This is a genomic window from Xanthomonas vesicatoria ATCC 35937 (assembly GCF_001908725.1).
Taxonomy (GTDB): Bacteria; Pseudomonadota; Gammaproteobacteria; order Xanthomonadales; family Xanthomonadaceae; genus Xanthomonas; species Xanthomonas vesicatoria.
In genome coordinates this window covers 4,616,866-4,633,358 of the sequence record NZ_CP018725.1, presented here as the reverse complement: position 1 = coordinate 4,633,358, position 16,493 = coordinate 4,616,866, and the positions used below count along the sequence as shown (strand labels likewise).

Annotated in this window: 16 protein-coding genes and 2 pseudogenes; 11 read left to right on the top strand and 7 right to left on the bottom strand. The window is 64.4% G+C overall.

What is annotated here, in order from left to right:
- Positions 1-31: 31 nt before the first annotated feature.
- Positions 32-832, top strand: a complete 801-nt coding sequence (locus BJD12_RS20215; protein ID WP_005997089.1) for a hypothetical protein — start codon at positions 32-34, stop codon at positions 830-832.
- Between the two features lie 111 nt (positions 833-943).
- On the opposite strand, the gene BJD12_RS20210 is transcribed toward BJD12_RS20215, so the two are convergent.
- Positions 944-1,279, bottom strand: a complete 336-nt coding sequence (locus tag BJD12_RS20210) for a zinc ribbon domain-containing protein YjdM (RefSeq protein ID WP_005997090.1) — start codon at positions 1,277-1,279, stop codon at positions 944-946.
- A 115-nt stretch (positions 1,280-1,394) separates the two neighbouring features.
- Between BJD12_RS20210 and BJD12_RS20205 the strand changes: the two genes are divergently transcribed.
- The 4 genes from BJD12_RS20205 (at position 1,395) to BJD12_RS20190 (ending at position 5,121) form a co-directional block, all read left to right on the top strand.
- Complete coding sequence (locus BJD12_RS20205; protein ID WP_039423574.1) at positions 1,395-2,441, top strand: cation diffusion facilitator family transporter; 1,047 nt, start codon at positions 1,395-1,397, stop codon at positions 2,439-2,441.
- Between the two features lie 290 nt (positions 2,442-2,731).
- Positions 2,732-3,250 carry an FKBP-type peptidyl-prolyl cis-trans isomerase gene (locus BJD12_RS20200; RefSeq protein WP_050812914.1) on the top strand — a complete coding sequence of 173 codons (519 nt, stop codon included), beginning with the start codon at positions 2,732-2,734 and terminating at the stop codon, positions 3,248-3,250.
- Positions 3,251-3,370: 120 nt separating this feature from the next.
- Positions 3,371-4,747 (top strand): Hsp70 family protein, encoded by a 1,377-nt coding sequence (locus tag BJD12_RS20195; protein ID WP_005997093.1) that lies wholly within the window; start codon positions 3,371-3,373, stop codon positions 4,745-4,747.
- Positions 4,748-4,935: 188 nt separating this feature from the next.
- The gene (locus tag BJD12_RS20190; RefSeq protein ID WP_010366034.1) at positions 4,936-5,121 is read left to right on the top strand and encodes a hypothetical protein; all 186 of its coding nucleotides are present in this window, start codon (positions 4,936-4,938) and stop codon (positions 5,119-5,121) included.
- 119 nt (positions 5,122-5,240) lie between these two features.
- Here BJD12_RS20190 and BJD12_RS20185 read toward each other — a convergent pair.
- The 3 genes and pseudogenes from BJD12_RS20185 to BJD12_RS25130 all read right to left on the bottom strand — a co-directional run bounded on the left by BJD12_RS20185 (position 5,241) and on the right by BJD12_RS25130 (position 7,251).
- A pseudogene (locus tag BJD12_RS20185) lies at positions 5,241-6,123 on the bottom strand (DUF4097 family beta strand repeat-containing protein).
- Positions 6,124-6,134: 11 nt separating this feature from the next.
- Complete coding sequence (locus BJD12_RS20180; protein ID WP_005997095.1) at positions 6,135-6,671, bottom strand: hypothetical protein; 537 nt, start codon at positions 6,669-6,671, stop codon at positions 6,135-6,137.
- Positions 6,668-7,251: pseudogene (locus BJD12_RS25130) on the bottom strand (RNA polymerase sigma factor). Before BJD12_RS25130 ends, BJD12_RS20180 begins: the two are co-directional and overlap by 4 nt.
- A 448-nt stretch (positions 7,252-7,699) precedes the next feature.
- Here BJD12_RS25130 and BJD12_RS20170 point away from each other — a divergent pair.
- The gene (locus BJD12_RS20170; protein WP_050812915.1) at positions 7,700-7,948 is read left to right on the top strand and encodes a hypothetical protein; all 249 of its coding nucleotides are present in this window, start codon (positions 7,700-7,702) and stop codon (positions 7,946-7,948) included.
- A 274-nt stretch (positions 7,949-8,222) separates the two neighbouring features.
- Positions 8,223-8,816, top strand: a complete 594-nt coding sequence (locus tag BJD12_RS20165) for a mechanosensitive ion channel family protein (RefSeq protein WP_005997098.1) — start codon at positions 8,223-8,225, stop codon at positions 8,814-8,816.
- 147 nt (positions 8,817-8,963) lie between these two features.
- Here the strand turns inward: BJD12_RS20165 and BJD12_RS20160 are convergent, their stop codons facing one another.
- Positions 8,964-9,230: a DksA/TraR family C4-type zinc finger protein gene (locus BJD12_RS20160; RefSeq protein WP_005990928.1), complete on the bottom strand. Its 267-nt coding sequence runs from the start codon at positions 9,228-9,230 to the stop codon at positions 8,964-8,966.
- Between the two features lie 131 nt (positions 9,231-9,361).
- Here BJD12_RS20160 and BJD12_RS20155 point away from each other — a divergent pair, with 131 nt between their 5' ends.
- Entirely contained in the window at positions 9,362-9,616 is a 255-nt protein-coding gene (locus tag BJD12_RS20155) for a DUF2789 domain-containing protein (protein WP_005990927.1), read from the top strand.
- A gap of 145 nt (positions 9,617-9,761) precedes the next feature.
- Here the strand turns inward: BJD12_RS20155 and BJD12_RS20150 are convergent, their stop codons facing one another.
- On the bottom strand, positions 9,762-9,935 hold the full coding sequence (locus BJD12_RS20150; protein WP_003489471.1) for a DUF1328 domain-containing protein: 174 nt from the start codon (positions 9,933-9,935) through the stop codon (positions 9,762-9,764).
- Between the two features lie 389 nt (positions 9,936-10,324).
- On the opposite strand from BJD12_RS20150, the gene BJD12_RS20145 reads away from it, so the two are divergent.
- The 3 genes from BJD12_RS20145 to BJD12_RS20135 all read left to right on the top strand — a co-directional run bounded on the left by BJD12_RS20145 (position 10,325) and on the right by BJD12_RS20135 (position 13,399).
- Positions 10,325-10,852, top strand: a complete 528-nt coding sequence (locus BJD12_RS20145) for a M48 family metallopeptidase (RefSeq protein WP_005990926.1) — start codon at positions 10,325-10,327, stop codon at positions 10,850-10,852.
- A 35-nt stretch (positions 10,853-10,887) separates the two neighbouring features.
- Positions 10,888-12,144 (top strand): 2OG-Fe(II) oxygenase, encoded by a 1,257-nt coding sequence (locus BJD12_RS24385; RefSeq protein ID WP_005992016.1) that lies wholly within the window; start codon positions 10,888-10,890, stop codon positions 12,142-12,144.
- Between the two features lie 154 nt (positions 12,145-12,298).
- The gene (locus tag BJD12_RS20135; RefSeq protein WP_005992014.1) at positions 12,299-13,399 is read left to right on the top strand and encodes a Glu/Leu/Phe/Val dehydrogenase dimerization domain-containing protein; all 1,101 of its coding nucleotides are present in this window, start codon (positions 12,299-12,301) and stop codon (positions 13,397-13,399) included.
- A 101-nt stretch (positions 13,400-13,500) separates the two neighbouring features.
- Here the strand turns inward: BJD12_RS20135 and BJD12_RS20130 are convergent, their stop codons facing one another.
- Positions 13,501-16,341: an autotransporter serine protease gene (locus BJD12_RS20130; RefSeq protein WP_005992012.1), complete on the bottom strand. Its 2,841-nt coding sequence runs from the start codon at positions 16,339-16,341 to the stop codon at positions 13,501-13,503.
- Between the last annotated feature and the right edge of the window lie 152 nt (positions 16,342-16,493).

Below are 16,493 nucleotides of genomic sequence, written 5' to 3'. Positions count from 1 at the left end.
GGCCCATGATGCGGGCACCTCATTGCCAAGGATGTGCGTGATGCGCCTGCTCGCTGCGGTTCTGTTCGGCATCAACGGTGTGGCATGCACGATGGCTGATGCATCTGCACAAACCACACGTCCTGCGCCGCCAAGCGCCGACTGCCTGGATGCGCGTCAGGTTGCGGAATTGCATCAGGCCGATGCGCGCACGCTCGCCGTCGCACAACATGACGGACGTTTGTTCCGCCTGCAGTTGGCGCAGGACTGCCCGCAGCTCGACATACAGGCAGATGCCAATCTGCTCGCGCCACACGGTTGGGTCTGCAATGGCGCGCAGGCGTTTATCAGTGTCGGGCAGCAACAGTGCGCCATCAGCCAGGTCGCCACGCTCAGCGCGCGCGATTACGCCGGCATTGCCCGACAGCGCGACCGCATTGATGTACCCACGTTGGAAGGCGTCAGCGTGCGCGAAGCACGTCGTCGCAACTTCGCCGGCTCATCCAGCTACTGCTTCAATCCCAGCATGTTGCGCGCGTGGTCGGAAGACGCGCAGGGCCTGGTGGTGGAAGTGTCTCCGCGCCATCCCGGCACGCACCGCCATTATCGCGTCGAGTTGATGGACAGCTGCCGCGAACTCAGCGGCGCGCCGCCGATCCGCTTCGTGTCCGGCATGGGCTTGAATGCGATCTGCGGTAATCCCGGCGACAAGGTGGATGTCCTCGACGAACTCGGTCTGGCCGGCGCAAGCGTCGGTGCGGGCCAGCAAGGCGACCTGAGCACCACGCGCGGCGGGCAGTTTGCGCGGATGCGCCAGAGCTGCACGGTGGCAGCAGTGTATCCGCGCGATTGAGCGCGCCGCAGCGCAGGAGCGCGTTTGCGCGATGAAGCGTTATCGATCGCGCATTCATCGCGCGCCAGCGCGCTCCTGCACACGCTGGATAACCTGTCACCCGCAAGCGTCTCACGCCTTGCGCAAGAAACAGGTTTTCAGCACCAGTCCCTTGATCTTTTCCGAGTTGCCTTCGATATGTTCGGCATCGTCGTCGACCAGGCGGATATTGCGGATCACCGTGCCCTGCTTGAGCGGAATCGACGAGCCCTTGACCTTGAGATCCTTGATCACCGTCACCGTGTCGCCAGCCTGCAGTACGTTGCCGTTGCTATCGCGCACGACCGTCGCGCTCGCGGTGGCCTCGCCTGCACTCCATTCGAAACCGCACTCCGCGCAAACCGACAGGGCGCCGTCGGCATAGGTATTGTCCTGGCCGCATTGCGGGCAGGCGGGAACGGTAGACATGCGAGTCCTTGATCAAAAACGGGCGTGAATTGTAGCTCCCCGGCGCTGCGATCACGCACCCGGCACGGCCGCAGCGCGATAGTGCCGGGCTTGTCGAATACCCCGCAGGTCGTCCGTGTCCAACCAGCCAGTGCCCCTCACACCGAACGCCACGCAACCTGGCAACGCAAACGGCGGCCCCAGCGATGCGGGCCAAGCCGGCCCTGCAAAACCCAAGGGCTCGCACCTGGTGGTCTACGTCGCGCTGGCCGGCAATCTGGCCATCGCTGTGGCCAAATTCATCGCTGCCGGCATCTCAGGCAGCTCGGCCATGCTCAGCGAAGGCGTGCATTCGCTGGTGGATACCGTCAACGAGGTCCTGTTGCTGTACGGCTTGCGTCGTGCCGCGCAAGCGCCCACGCCGACGCACCCCTTCGGCTACGGGCGTGAGCTGTATTTCTGGAGTTTCATCGTCGCGCTGTTGGTGTTTGCGATGGGCGCTGGCGTCTCGCTGTACGAAGGCATCGTGCATCTGCGTCATCCGGAGCCGGCCAAGAGCCATCTTGTCGCCTACTGCGTACTCGGCGTCTCCATCGTGTTCGAAGGCATTTCCTGGGTGGTGGCACTGCGCGAATTCCGCGCAAAAAAGGGCCGCCTGGGTTATTTCGAAGCATTTCGCCAGAGCAAGGACCCCAGCACCTTCACCGTCCTGCTGGAAGACAGCGCCGCGTTGATCGGCCTGTTCATGGCGCTGCTTGGCCTGGCCGGCGCGCAGTTGTTGAACATGCCCGAGCTTGACGGTATTGCGTCGATCGGCATTGCCGGCGTGCTCGCCTTCACCGCGTTCCTGCTGGCGCGCGAAACCAAGGGCCTGTTGATCGGCGAGCCCGCGCACGCGCATGTCACCGAGTCGCTGCTGCGCATCGCCGCCAGCGACCCGGACGTGCGCGCCGCCAACGGCGTACTCACCATGCAGATGGGCCCAAACCAGGTGGTTGCCGCACTCAGCGCCGAATTCGAAGACAGCCGCACGACGCCGCAGATCGAAGCCTGCATGGGACGCATCGAAGCGGCGGCAAAGCGCCAGCATCCAGAGCTCACCGCGCTGTTCATCAAACCGCAGACACCGGAAACCTGGCGCGCACGCCGCGCGCAGATCGAGCGCGGGGAGCAGACCGATTGAGCACGCATACAGGTCTGTGATGCGCATGCAATCTGTGTGTGGTGCGCGGTGGGTTAGCGATCGTCGCCCATAGCTTGCACCAGCACACGGCTGCCAACGCCTCGGCATAGGCCATACAACGTGTCGAGCGACACGCATCGCACGTGCCCGCGCGCAAGGCACCGCTTCGCGACATGGCCATGCCACGCTCTGCACCAAGCTGATCCTCGCCCCAACCGCAGCGACAGCCGCGGTTGCATGACGGGCCTGGATTGCCTACGGTGTGCATGCAGCATCTGCCCGCATCGTGAATCAACCGATGCACTCCCCTCGATCACCCGTCATGGAGGTTTCCAAGGGAAATCAGCCAAGGTCGCGTTGCGACCATTCACTACACACTTTCCGACGACAGTGGCAAGGTATTGGACCGCTCTACCCCGGACACCCCGCTCAGCTATCTGCATGGTGCCGGCAATATCGTTCCTGGCCTGGAGCAGGCCCTGGACGGCAGGCGTGTCGGCGACACGCTCACCGCCGACGTGGCGCCCGAGCAAGGCTATGGCCCACGTCACGATCAGCTGGTCCAGCACGTGCCGCGCGATGCCTTCCCCACCGATGTCGACGTGGCGCCCGGCGTGCAGTTCGAAGCCCGCACTCAACAGGGCCCGGTGCTGGTGACAGTGACCGAGGTCGGCCCGGAGCAGGTCACCGTGGACGGCAATCACCCACTGGCGGGGCAGACCCTGCACTTTGCGGTGGAGGTCGTGGAGGTGCGCGAAGCCACCACGGACGAGTTGAACCAGGGTCACGTCGACGATATCGCGGCCTGATGCCTTGCGCCGCGTGCCCCAGTGCGCGGCGCCTCGGCCAGCCGCGACGCCTGCGCGCCGGTCTGGACGGCGGACGCGGCAGCCGTAGTAAAGTGCGCGGCCCGCTCTCAGGCACTGCGCATGAAACTCGGCATCGACTTCGGTACCAGCAATTCCGCCGCCGCGGCGATCGTCGATGGGAAGGTAGAACCGGTGCGCTTCGGCGACGCCTTGCAATTCCGCACCACGGTGTATTTCCCCGACACCATGCGTGACCCGGAGGATTTCAGCCTCACCCCGGCGCTGGAATACGAAATGGAGCGCCTGATCGACTCGGCCCGCCGCGATGCCGTTGCCGCCGGCCGCACGCCCAACCAGGACAGCCTGCGCCGCGAAGCGCTACGCATCGTGCGCCGGCAATGGATGGAAGAACAGGTGCGCGAGCCGCGCAGTTCGGCGGCGCTGCTGCAGAATGCCGTGTACGGCGACGACGCACTGGATGCCTACTTTCTCGAAGGCGAAGGCAACCTGGTGCAGAGCCCGAAGTCGATGCTGGGCTACAACCTGCATCCGCGCGCACGTCAGACCATCACCGGCATCGCCACGCACGTGCTGGAACATATCCGCCTCACTGCCTCGCGCCAGTTCGATCTCAACATCCGCACCGCCGTGCTCGGCCGCCCGGTGCAGTTTCGCAGCTCGATCGGCGATGCCGGCAATGCGCAGGCGTTGGAGATTCTGCAGACCGCGGCAATCGCCGCCGGGTTCGACAGCGTGGAGTTCCTCGAAGAACCCGCAGCGGCGGCAATGCATTACCACGTCAGCCACGACACCCGGCACGACACGGTGGTGGTGGATATCGGCGGCGGCACCACCGATATCGCGCATGCCAGCGTCGGTGGTCGCGCCCCGCCGCAGGTGCACCGCGCCTGGGGCATTGCGCGCGGCGGTACCGATATCGATCTGGCGCTCAGTCTCGCGGCCTACATGCCGCTGTTCGGCCGCGGCATTACCCGCGTGCCGGCGCATCACTACGTGGAAGCGGCGATGGTGCAGGACATGACCCGCCAACGCGAATTCCGACTGCACAAGTACCAGGACGTACCCGCTCCGTTCGACAAGCGCCTGCAGGCATTGCAGGACACCGGCAATACCGCGCGGCTGTATCGCGGCGTGGAAGCCTGCAAGATCGCACTCAGCGAGCTCGACCAGCATCAGGCATCGCTGGAGTTCATCGAGCGCGGGCTAAGCGTGGAAGTGCAGGCCAGCGCGCTGGTGGCGTCCGCTTCCAGCTATCTCCGCGAACTGGAAGGGCTGCTTGCGCAGGTGCGCGCCGACCTGGACGCACCCCCGGCCACCTTGTTCCTGACTGGTGGCATGTCGCGTGCTGGCTATATCCGCGCCACCGTCGCGGCGGTCTTCCCGGAATCGCAGATGGTGCACGGCGATCCGTCGTTTGGCGTGGTGCAGGGCCTGGCATGGGCAGCGGCCCAGGGCGCCCGCCCGTCGGACGGTTAACACAAAACCGCCCGCAGCGCCTATAATACACGGTTGCTGCCTGACGCCCCGTCGTCGTATCAGCAAGGCACGCTCGCCGTGCCACCGCGATTGCGCACCGAACGCCATCGCACTTCTCGACACCGCTTTCGCGCGCACTACCCTGGCCGCACGCGGTGTCATTGCACTTCCCCGCTACAGGAGGCCACATGGCACGTCCCGCGACCAAGCAGAAATCCCAGCCCAGCATCGCTCGCAGCGAAGGCAAGTCGCAGCCGCTCAGCCGTGAGCGCATTGCTGCCGACATCGCGGCGTTCCGCAAGACCGGCGGACGGATCGAAGTGCTCACCACCAACTTCGGCCCCGCTCGCAACGATGGCGACAAGATCGCGTAAGTAGCGAGTACCACTGCCAATGGCGCCCGCTTCGCAGCGCGCGCTCACGCAGTTGCAGCCCAGTGCTGCTTGAAGTGTTACCGACGTGCCACCGCAGGGTGGCACGTTTGTTTTCGGCGTCAGTTGGTGTAATCGATACGCACCGAACCGGAGTGAGACTCCAGTTTGATATCGCCGTCCCCCCCCCAGCGTCGCGCGAAGGCTCTTGCCAGGGCCGTACTCCGGTCGTTCGACCTGCCCGGCCACCGAGCGGATGTCGCCGCTGAAGACCTCCACATTCAGCGCCGCCGACACGTTGCGCGGCACACCCAGCGCGATCGTGCCGCTGACACTCTCTGCAGAGACGCTGCCGCCCGGCGCCAACCCAGCCACCGTCACCGCGGTCGAGCCAGACACGCTTTGCGAGCGCAGCTGCGAAACTTGGCCGGCACCGATCCGGATATCGCCAGAAACGGACTCGGCCGATACGATCCCGCTGGCCCCGGATTGCGCGTCGATCTGCCCGCTGACCGTGCCCAGCGTCACCCGTCCGCTGCTCACCATGCTGCGCAACGTCCCGCTGACCGTCTCCAGCTGAGCCTCCTTGGCACGCCCGCGCGCCACGACATCGCCACTGACGGATTTGAGCTGCAGCCGCGCAAGATCAACCTGATCCACGTCCACCGAGGCGCTGACCGCCTCCACCTGCAGCATGGCGGCACGCGGTACGCGCAACTCCAGCTGCGCCCCCTTGCCACTGCGGCTGCTACGCGGATAGATCACTTCAAACTGCAGCCGGTTCGAACTCGCATCGACCTCCAGCCGCTGGCCCTCGCCCAAGGTACCGGTCAGCGCCACCTCGTCGCGGTCCCAACCGCGCACACGGATCTGCCCGGCAATGTTTTCCAACTCCACACGCCCGCCGCTTGCCAACGGATGACTCTGGTTGACCGCAGTCTGCGCCGCCGCCGGTGCAGCGCAGACTGCAGCCAACAGCAACAGGGAAAAAGATGCGTAGCGCATGAGCATGGTCCTCAACTTAGAAAGGGTGTCTGGCCCTGAGCGGCAAGACGGGTCAGTTGCAGCCGCTTGGCGTAGGTGCGCTGCAGTTGCGACAACAAAAAGGCGGACTGCGGGCTCTGCGCGATGGCCGCATGGATGGCCTGCGCGCTTTGGTCCAGTTCGTCCAGCGCAGGGCGCAAATCCGCGGGCACCTGTTGCACCGGAACCTGGGCAATGGCCTGCTGATACTGCCCGGCCATCGCCCGTGCCTGCATGACGAGCGCAGGCTGCGAAGGACGCTGCGGCGATGTGTGTTGCCTGAGGCCAGGCACCACCGCGACCAAGGCCACGGCTGCCGCCAACGCAACGCCGAGCACCGGCACCGCCCAGCCACGGCGGCGCGGCCGGAGCGCCACGACAGAGGCGTGCGGCAACAATGCTGGCGCGATGCGCTCCCACACCTGCGCGGGCGGCTGACGCTGCTGCGGCAATGCCTGCAAACGCGCATGCAGCGCAGCGTCTTCGGCCGTGGGTTTGGCATCGATACGGTCAGGGTAGTCGGGGGTCATGCGTGTTCTCCAAGCCGGGCGCGCAGCAGACCGCGCGCGCGATGCAGTTGTGCTTTCGAACTGCCCACTGCCATCTGCAGTTGCTCGGCAATTTCTTGGTGCTTCCAGCCCTCGATGTCGTGCAACACCAGCACCGCCCGGGCACGCGGCGGCGGGGTTCCAGCGCGCGCTCCAGATCCATCCGTATCGAATGACACCCTGCGCCGTCGGGCACCGCCGCAAGCATCGCCTCGCTGTCGTCACTGGAGTGATCGCCAAACGCCGCGCGTGCGCGCAGCTCCATCAACGCGGTATTGACGGCAAGCCGATGCAGCCATGTGCCCAACGCGCTCTGAAAGCGAAACTGCGGCAATGCTTTCCACGCGGCGATGAAGGTGTCCTGCAGCACGTCGTCGGCGCGTGCGGCATTACCGCCGCACAAACGCCAGACCAGCGCATACAGCCGCGGCGAATGGCGGCGGTAGATCGCCTCATACGCTGCGCGTTCGCCAGCCGCTGCCGCACGCGCCAACGCCGCGTCGTCGCGGTCGGCGGGAGTGGCGCAAGGCAAGACATCGATGGGCACGGAGGTGTCGAGCATAGCCAGTTGGATGCACCAAACGGCGGAAAGGTTTAAAGCCTGGCGAATTTTTTTAGCACCGGTCGAAACACCCTAGATCTGCTGGCACGCCTGCGTTGCCGCATCGCCGGATCTCGGCGGGCGCCAGCCGTCGTGCCATTGGACGCGTTGCGGTGGTCATCCGTCGTACCCAGCGCGGCATCGACCACCGCTCCAGGAACGGCGAACAACACGTCGCGAGCAGTCGTCAGCTGGATAGGGATGAAGCACCCAGCACTGGAGCGTAAGAGTGATGCCTGCTGCATCAAGCACCGGCCGCGCCTGCTGGCGGCGGGCTCAGTCGTTTTTTATCTGCTCTAAACCTTTTGGCCGCCCGCCGCATCCAAATCTGCAATGGCGCGCTCTTGCGCCACATCGCTGCCAGCCGCCGCCACCGTGGCGTAGCGCTTGGTGTACGTTGGAGATCGTCATGCCACACCTGCTCGGCCTGGTTCTGGCCTTGTGCACATCCCACCACTGCGACGCGCTGCCACTGCAAGACGTTCAACTCAAGCTGACGCCTACCCGGGTCGATGTCTGCCTGCTGCAGCGCCGCTCGAAGCAGGCATCCTGCATCGGTGCCAGCGCGCCGGATCAGTGGGTTGCCGTCCACGCGATCGCGCAAACGCTGCAGCGGTTCGCGGCTTTGGTCACGCATGATGCGCGTGATCGGCGCTGACTTGAGGAGCGCTCACTGCGTGTGGGTGCTGCGCTGAGCGCAAACCCTGCGCTTCACTGCGTCGTCGGCACTACGCAGTGAGGGGTGTCCACGCGACAGCGACACCACCAATACGCTTGTCTGCACACACGTTACCGTCGCCAGGAAGGCAACCGACCGCGGGTTGGACGGGCCACCAGCAGCATTGCCACGCGCGCCAACGTTCATCCCCTGCACCGGTCACATCCGGGGCGCGCCGTTACAATGGATGCCCGCTTTGCCGCTGCCAGATCCGATGTCTGCGTCCGACCCCTTGCCCGCCATGATCCGTAGCCTGTTGCCTCACTGGAACCCGGAGTGGCTCGCAGTCGCAGTGCCAACGATCAAGATCGTGCTGATACTTGCCGTGGCCGCAGTGGTACGGTTGGTGTTGCGGCAACTGCTACGACGCCTGTGCACACGCTACAACGTGCCTGCCGAGATGATGATCGGCATCCGCCGCGTTGGTGGCTTCATCATTTCGATCAGTGCGTTGCTGATGGTCCTACGCGTGATCGGCGTCTCTGGCGGCACACTGTGGACAGCGTTCACCGGATTTGCTGCTGTCGGCGCGGTAGCGTTCTTCGCTGCATGGAGCGTGCTGTCCAATATCTTCTGCACCTTTCTGATCATCACCACGCGCCCGTTCCGGCTGCACGATCACATCGAACTGCTCGAAGGCGGCGACAAGCCTGGCCTCAAGGGACGTGTGATCGATATCAACGTGATTTACACGACCCTGGAAGAAACCGGGGACCATGCTGGGAGCGTTCTGCAGGTCCCGAACAGCCTGTTCTTCCAACGCACTACGCGACGGTGGCGCGAGAGCAGCAGCTTTAATGCGAACTGAGCCCTCAGTGGGTGAGCAGAGCGCAGCCACCATGATCTGCAAGCGCAGCGCTCTTGAACGTGTGCGCACCTGACCAAGCAAGTTGTCTTGTCGACAACTATTTGAAAGTTCAACCGAGACAGGCCGTTCGCGGGCGCACCAATAGACTCAGCGTAATTGGCTGTCTTTGCTGCCGCGACGGTTGAAGCCGCTTTGCGTGCTTTGTTCCAGGTCATGCGCCTCCTGGCAGTTCACACATAAATGCACGCCAGGCACCGCCTTGCGTCGCGCTTCGGGAATCGGCGCATCGCACTCTTCGCAGTGGGTCAGACTCGGCCCCTGGTGCAGCTGACTGCGCGCACGCTTGATCGCGTCTTCGACGGTGGCATCGATCTGGTCCTGCACCGCCCCATCGCCCGCCCATCCGGTCGCCATGATCGCCCCACCCTTGCTTGGTCAGGCTAACTAGATGGGCATTGGCGCAGGCAAATCCAAGCTGGCCGTGCACAACTCCCTCAAACTGGGTGATCTAACATTCAGTCATCCACACTTACGAAGGATTCGCCATGGAACAACCTGTCCACCCGTTCTCCGAACTGTTCGCCCAGCTTGGCCTGCCTTCCGATGAAGCCAGTATTCGCGCCTTCATCGCCGAGCACTCGCCGTTGCCGGGCGACGTACGTCTGGAAGAGGCGCCATTCTGGACGCCGGCACAAGCGCAACTCCTGCGTGAAGAACGTCTCGACGATGCCGACTGGATCGTGACGATCGACCAGCTCAATATCGCGCTGCATACCACGGCTGAAGACACCGGCGTCTAGTTCATATCCGTCGACTGTTGTGCTCGAGATCGTTTTCACCTGTCGCCTTGTACAACGTCTCGATGAAAAAGAGCGGCCAATGGCCGCTCTTTTTCTTGCGCACATGCAGCTTTTAGCAAGCCACTAACCGGCTGCACACCGCACGTCAGGTGACCTTCTTGGCGATCGTCATGCCCAATACAAACAGCACGATGGCAATGATAATGCCGGCCCAGAACAGGAACTTGGCAATTCCCATCGCGGCGCCTGCCATCCCGCCGAAGCCGAGCGCACCGGCAATCAATCCGATGATGGCGAAAATAATGGCCCACTTGATCATGTTGTTGTCTCCTAATCCGGCACGCTGCCGTTGTTCGATCGTGTGCTTGCGGCACAGCGCCGCAAAACATGCGCTGCACGCTACCCATCCACATGTGCCGCATTCGTGAATACAGCTGACACACGCCGCCACACGCAGGCTGCGTTCAGAGCCACTGGCACGCGGGTTTGAGACAACGACAAGCCGTGTTGACAGCCCGTCAACATCGCCAAGCGTTCTCGGTCGATCGCGTTTCAAGAGCATCGAGTCGATAGCGTGCATGCACACGGCAAACCGATCGCGCGCCCCTGCATGAAGCTGGTGGCATCGAGGCAATCGCAGGTAACGTTCAAACGCTACACCCATCACCTGCATTCCCCGATTGGCCAGCAACGCTTGCATCGGCGATCATGCAGGTCTTGCAGCAATCGATCGCCATGGACACTCTTCGCTATCTCGCCGGTTACCCGCCCGCCGTCCTGGATCAGGTCCGCGAGCTGATCGCACAGGACAAGCTCGCCGCGGTACTGGCACGTCGTTATCCGGAGCGGCACAGCATTCGCACCGATCGCCATCTATACGATTACGTGAAGGCAATGAAGGAGCGTTACATGCGCTCATCGCCGACCTTGCACAAGACGATCTACGACAACCATCTGCAGGTGGTGAAGCATGCGCTGGGCACGCATACCGCGATTTCGCGCGTGCACGGCGGCCGGCTCAAGGCCAGCCGCGAAATTCGGATTGCCTCGGTCTTTCGCGATGCACCGGAGCCTTTCCTGCAGATGATCGTGGCACACGAGCTTGCGCACCTGAAAGAGGCCGATCACAACAAGGCCTTCTATCAACTGTGCAACCACATGACCCCGGACTACCATCAGCTCGAATTCGACCTGCGCCTGTATCTGACCCACCTGGCACTCGCTGCCGACAGCTGATCGCGTTGCGCCGGGCCTCGCAGTAGGATGCCGCCATGCACGCCTCATCCCTCGCGCAGCTCACCCTTGCCGCACAAAGCCAACAGCCTGCGGCCATCAACGCATTGGCGCAGGCGCTGGTCCGCGCCGGCGAGACCGAGCAAGCCTTGGCCTGGTATGCCCGTGGCGCCGCCGCAGGCGATGCCACTGCCCAGATCGAGGCCGGCCGCATGCTGGCCTACGGCATCGGCGGTGCAGTGGATGTCACTCAGGCCATCGCGCACTGGCAACACGCCGAACGCAGTGGCGTGGCTGCAGCGTCTTATCTGCTGGCGACGCTAGCTGTTGGGGAGGACCCGCGACAGTTGGGAACACAAGCGCGTGCGCGGTTGCACGCGGCTGCGGCAGCACATTACCCGCCGGCGCTGCGTGCGCTAGCCATCCAGTACGGCCGAATCGATCATCCGCAGCAGCAACAGCATTGCGTGCGCCTGCTGGAGCAGGCCGCAGCCGCCGGCGACGTGCCAGCCGCGGCGCTGCTCGCCGAGCGCCTGCTGCGCGGCGAAGGCGTTACTGCCCAGCCAGAGGCAGCAAAACACCTGCTACAGCAACTGCAGCCACTCGGTGTCACCGCCCTGCCCGAGGTGCGAGTCGCGCCTCCTGATCCGGCCGAGGACACCGCGCTTGACCTCATCCACTTCACGCCGCGCAGCGCGCCAACGCGGCTCCACCAGCGTCCAACGATCGAACGGCATGCCGCCGTGCTGTCGGCCGACGAGTGCCGGCTGCTGATCCTGCTGGCACGCCCGCATCTGCGTGCGTCCCAGGTGGTCGACCCCGACGATGCAAGCAGCCAACGCACGCCGATCCGTACCAGCCGCGGCGCCACGCTGGACCCGATCCTGGAAGACTTCGCTGCCCGCGCTGCGCAGGCCCGGCTGGCGGCCTGCGCACGGCTGCCACTGACGCACGCCGAGCCGTTATCGGTGCTGTGTTACGCGCCTGGAGAGCAGTACCGCGCGCATCGCGACTACCTGCCGGCGAGCAGGATCGCCGCGGATCGTCCCGCTGCCGGTAATCATCAGCGCACCGTCTGCGTGTATCTCAATGCAGTCCAAGCGGGTGGCGACACGGAATTCCCTGTCGCCGGTGTCAGCGTGCAGCCGTGCGCAGGGGCGGTGGTGTGTTTCGACAATCTGCACGCCGACGGCCGGCCCGATCCTGAGTCGCTGCACGCCGGCCTGCCGGTCACTGCCGGGACCAAGTGGCTGGCGACGCTGTGGTTCCGGCAGCAATGCTATCGGGATTGGTGAACAGATTCATACACTGCGCCCTGCCGACGTGGTTTAAAATGTTGCAGCGCGACGTGATCGGACAGGGTCTGCAGACGTCGCTTTTTGTTTCCCCACTACACGGGCCCAGGCCCGGCGTCGGGGAGGCACATCACGCAGCCCCGCGGAGCCTTCGATGCTTTTCGAAACCCTCGACACCACCGGTCACGAGCAGGTGATCTTTTGCCACAACCGCGACGCCGGCCTCAAGGCCATCATCGCCCTGCATAGCACCCGGCTCGGGCCGGCGCTGGGCGGCGTGCGCATGCGCCCCTACCCCAACAGCGAAGCGGCGCTCGCCGATGCGCTGCGTCTCAGCCGCACCATGACCTACAAGAACGCGCTGGCGGGGCTGAACGTCGGCGGCGGCAAGGCGGTGATCATCGGCGACCCCAAGACCGACAAGAGCGAGGCGCTGTTTCGCGCATTCGGCCGTTTTGTCGACACCCTGGGCGGGCGCTACATCACCTCCGAAGATGTCGGTACCGACGTCAACGATATGGAACAGATCTACCTGGAGAGCGAGTACGTCACCGGTGTGCATCAGGTGCATCGCGGCTCCGGCGACCCGGCACCATTCACCGCCTACGGTGCGCTGCAGGCGCTGATGGCCTCGCTCAATCGCAAGCTCGGTCACGAGGAAGTGGGCAAGGCCAGCATCGCCATCCAGGGCCTGGGCCATATCGGCATGGAGTTGGTGAAGCTGCTCAAGGAGCGCGGCGCAAAACTCTATGTTGCCGATCTGAATCAGTCACTGGTGGACCGCGCGGTAGCCGAGTACGGCGCCGAGGCCGTGCGCCCGGACGAGATCCATCAGGTGGCGGCCGACGTCTTCGCTCCCTGCGCGCTGGAGGGGGCCATCAACGAACAGACCCTGCCGCAGCTCAAGGCCAAGATCATCTGCGGCACCGCCAACAACCAGCTGGCCAGCGCCGCCATCGGCGAAGAACTGCACAAGCGCGGCATCTTGTATGCGCCCGATTACGTGGTGAATGCAGGCGGGGTGATGAATGTGTCGCTGGAGATCGACGGTTACAACCGCGAGCGCGCCATGCGTCTGATCCGCAGCATTTATCACAACCTGGAAAAGGTCTTCGACCTGTCCACACAGTTGAATGTTTCGCCCCAGCAGGCGGCAGACCAGATTGCCGAAGCGCGCATCGAAGCCATCAGCAAACTCAAACTGCCGCTGGGCCGTACCGCACCGCGTTTCTTGCATAAATTGCGCGGCGAATAAGCGCGCCGACAGGCTCAGCCGCGTTTGACAACACCTGCGGTGGCGCAATCGCCGACGCACCATGACGCCCGGGCATTGCACCCGGGCGTCATGCAGACCGATCAGAAATCGGCGCTGTACTTCAGGCTCAACGCGCGGTCGTCGCCACGCTCGCCCACGCGTTGGTCGTAGCCAAAACGCAACTGGCTCTGCTGGCCCACCGGCGCCGAGGCCGCAATGCCGAACATGCCGCCCGAGCGCGCCGGCTGCATGCCGCGCAGCGGTGCCCATGCCTCCACTCCGATGAAGCTGGCATCCAGCATCAACCCCTGACTGCTCAGTGCCTGCTGCCATTCGGCATAACCACCCAGCTGCAGCCCGCGCCAGCGATAGGCCGAACGCAGACCGGCCAGCACTTGCGTACGCGAGGAGGTGCTTGCATCGGCACGCAGACCGAAACCATCGCCACCGCTTTCGCGGAAACCTTCGCTACGCAAACGCACGTAGTCCAGGCCCATGTACGGGGTCAGCGACGCAGTTGCATGGCCCCAGCGATAGCCGGTTTCCAGATTGCCGCTGAGATAGCTGCCACTGTAATCACTGAAGGCGCTGCTGCGGTCTTCGCCCAGTTGCAGGTTGCGCTCGATCTGCCGGTTGACGTTACCGAAGCCCAGCTGGCCCAGCGTGTACGCCGACCCCAGCGTCGTGCCCCAGTACAGCTGCGCCTGCACCTGCCGATCGCGGCCACGTGCGCCATCCAGATCGCCCAGGCTGTTGGAACGCGTTTCGCCAAACGCAAAGCCGGTGACTGCGCCAGACGCCAAGCGCAGGTCGTTGCCCATCATCCAGCCGGAGGTGGCAAATCCTGCAGTGGTCACCCCACCCTCGCCCGGTCCGCCCAGTGCGCGCTGCCATGTACCCAGCATGCGCGGCTGTTGCGACAGACCATCGAAATGCGCGGCCAACGCGCGTCGGCCCAGATCGATGGTGTCGAAGGTCATCGCCGCAGACGCGGCATGCGCACGTCCGGACAGGCTGCGCAGCGAGTCCGCTGCGGTCTTGGCATCGGGCGATTGCTGCAACGCCGCCGCGGCGCGAATGAAGCCGCTGCTGATGCCGCCGTTGCCCTGCAGCTGCTGCGCATCGACCTTCTGGAACGCCTGTTCGACGCGAATTGCCGACTCCATCGATGCCGTGCCGACTGCGCCCAGCGATGCGGCGACGGCCGTGACATCCATGCGCTGCAGCGACACGAACGCAGTGTTGGCCTTGTAGGTCACCGTGGCGTTGAGGAAGGTCACTGCCGGCCCACCGCTGGTCGTCGCAAACGTGCCCTGCAAACCGTTGGCCGCCTGCAATACCGGATAGGTCATGTTGTCGACGACATAATTGCGCCGGCCAAGCAATTGCAGGTCGCCGGCGATGGTCGCGGTGCCGGCGACATTCAAACGGTCGCCCACATTCAGCGCCAAACGGCCGTTGCTGGCCTGGGCGTAGTCGCCGTTGACCGAGAGCAGCGCGCTGTCGACCTGCAACGTGCCGGCATTGTCGACCCGTCCGCCGATCCTGCCGGCTCCGACCAGGCTCGCCCCGTTGGCGATCCCCACCCGCGCACTCTGCAGGCTGGCCGTCTGCAAGGTACCGCCAAGCACCTGCGTGTCGCCCGTAAAGGTATTGGCGTCGCTGCTCAACACCAGCGTGCCAGTGCCGCGCTTGGTCAATCCACCGCCGCCACTGATGTCGTTGGTCCAGGTCGACCGCAAGGTATTGACTGTGACATCCACCGTGCCCCAGTCGAAACGTGCCGGCCCCAGTACCGCCTTGCCCACGTTGAGCAGGCCGTAACCGAATGTCGGATCGACGCCAGCCGCGCCCAGATCGGTGGCGGTGCCCAACAGCGTCTGTCGGACCAGATCGTTGTTGAAGTACGGAAACGCCTGCCACACCAATGCCGCTGCACCCGAGACCAGCGGCGCGGCGAAGGACGTGCCGCTACCGTAGAAGTAACGGATATTGCTGGCGGTTGCATCAGGGTCGATAAACAGCGAGGTGCCCGGTGCCACCAGGCAATAACGCATCGCCACGCCGCAGGCATTGGAATACGAAGCCAATTGCGTCGGGTTGGCGGTATCCACCGCGCCGACCACCAACCATCCCCGTTCCAGATCGGCCGCCGGCAGCGTTCCATTTGGACCCAGCTGACTCGGAAGCGCCGCAGTGTCGGACGGCTGCGTCCGCGACTCGTTGCCCGAAGCGAACACCACCAATCCATCATTGCCGATGACGAACGGTCGATATTCCTGCGCGATCTGATTGGTCGCCGCCGGGTCGCTCCAATACAGGCCGCCCCATGAGTTATTCATGATGCGCACGCCTGCGCCGATCAGATCGGCATGCACTGGCCCAAGACCGAGCGGTCCGTCGACCTCATTGCCTTGACCACTGCCATCGTCCACCGGTGCGCGGTCGCTGATGATGCGCGCAGACACCAGGCCCGCACCCGGCGCAATACCACCCGGCCACTGCCCCACCGCACGCCCGGCCGCCAGTTGAGCGACAGACGTGCCGTGCCCGACCACATCGCCCACCGCGACATTATTGGTGCGCGGGTCGACATAGATGAAGCTGTCGCTGACCCGCCCCTGCAGGGCTGGGTGGTTGGCATTGATACCGCTATCGACGACCCCGATGCGATAGCCGGCTCCGGTGAAGCCCAGCGCCTGCGCTGCGCGTGCATTGGTCAATGCCAGATGCGCATCGACTGCTGGTTCCGGTGTCGGTGCGGTGACCGGCGGTGGTGGCGGTGGCGGCGAGGTGGGCGGCGGCGGCGGTGGTGAGGTCGGTGGCGGTGCAGTCGGCGTGGTCGGACGAATACCGCCTCCGCCGCCACCGCCGCCACAGGCAGTCAACGCCACAGCCAGCGCCGAGGCCAGGACAGTCCTGGCGACGTCTGTCTTCTTCATTTGAGTGTTCTCCCCGAACCCATTCCATGGATTGGGCCCCATCCCGGGCCCGAATCTCATCATATACGGCATCGGTCTGCCCCTGAAGCCGCACGTCGGTCAGCTGGCGCGAATCGGCCATGAGGCAGATAATCGTTTCACTTTAAACGGTA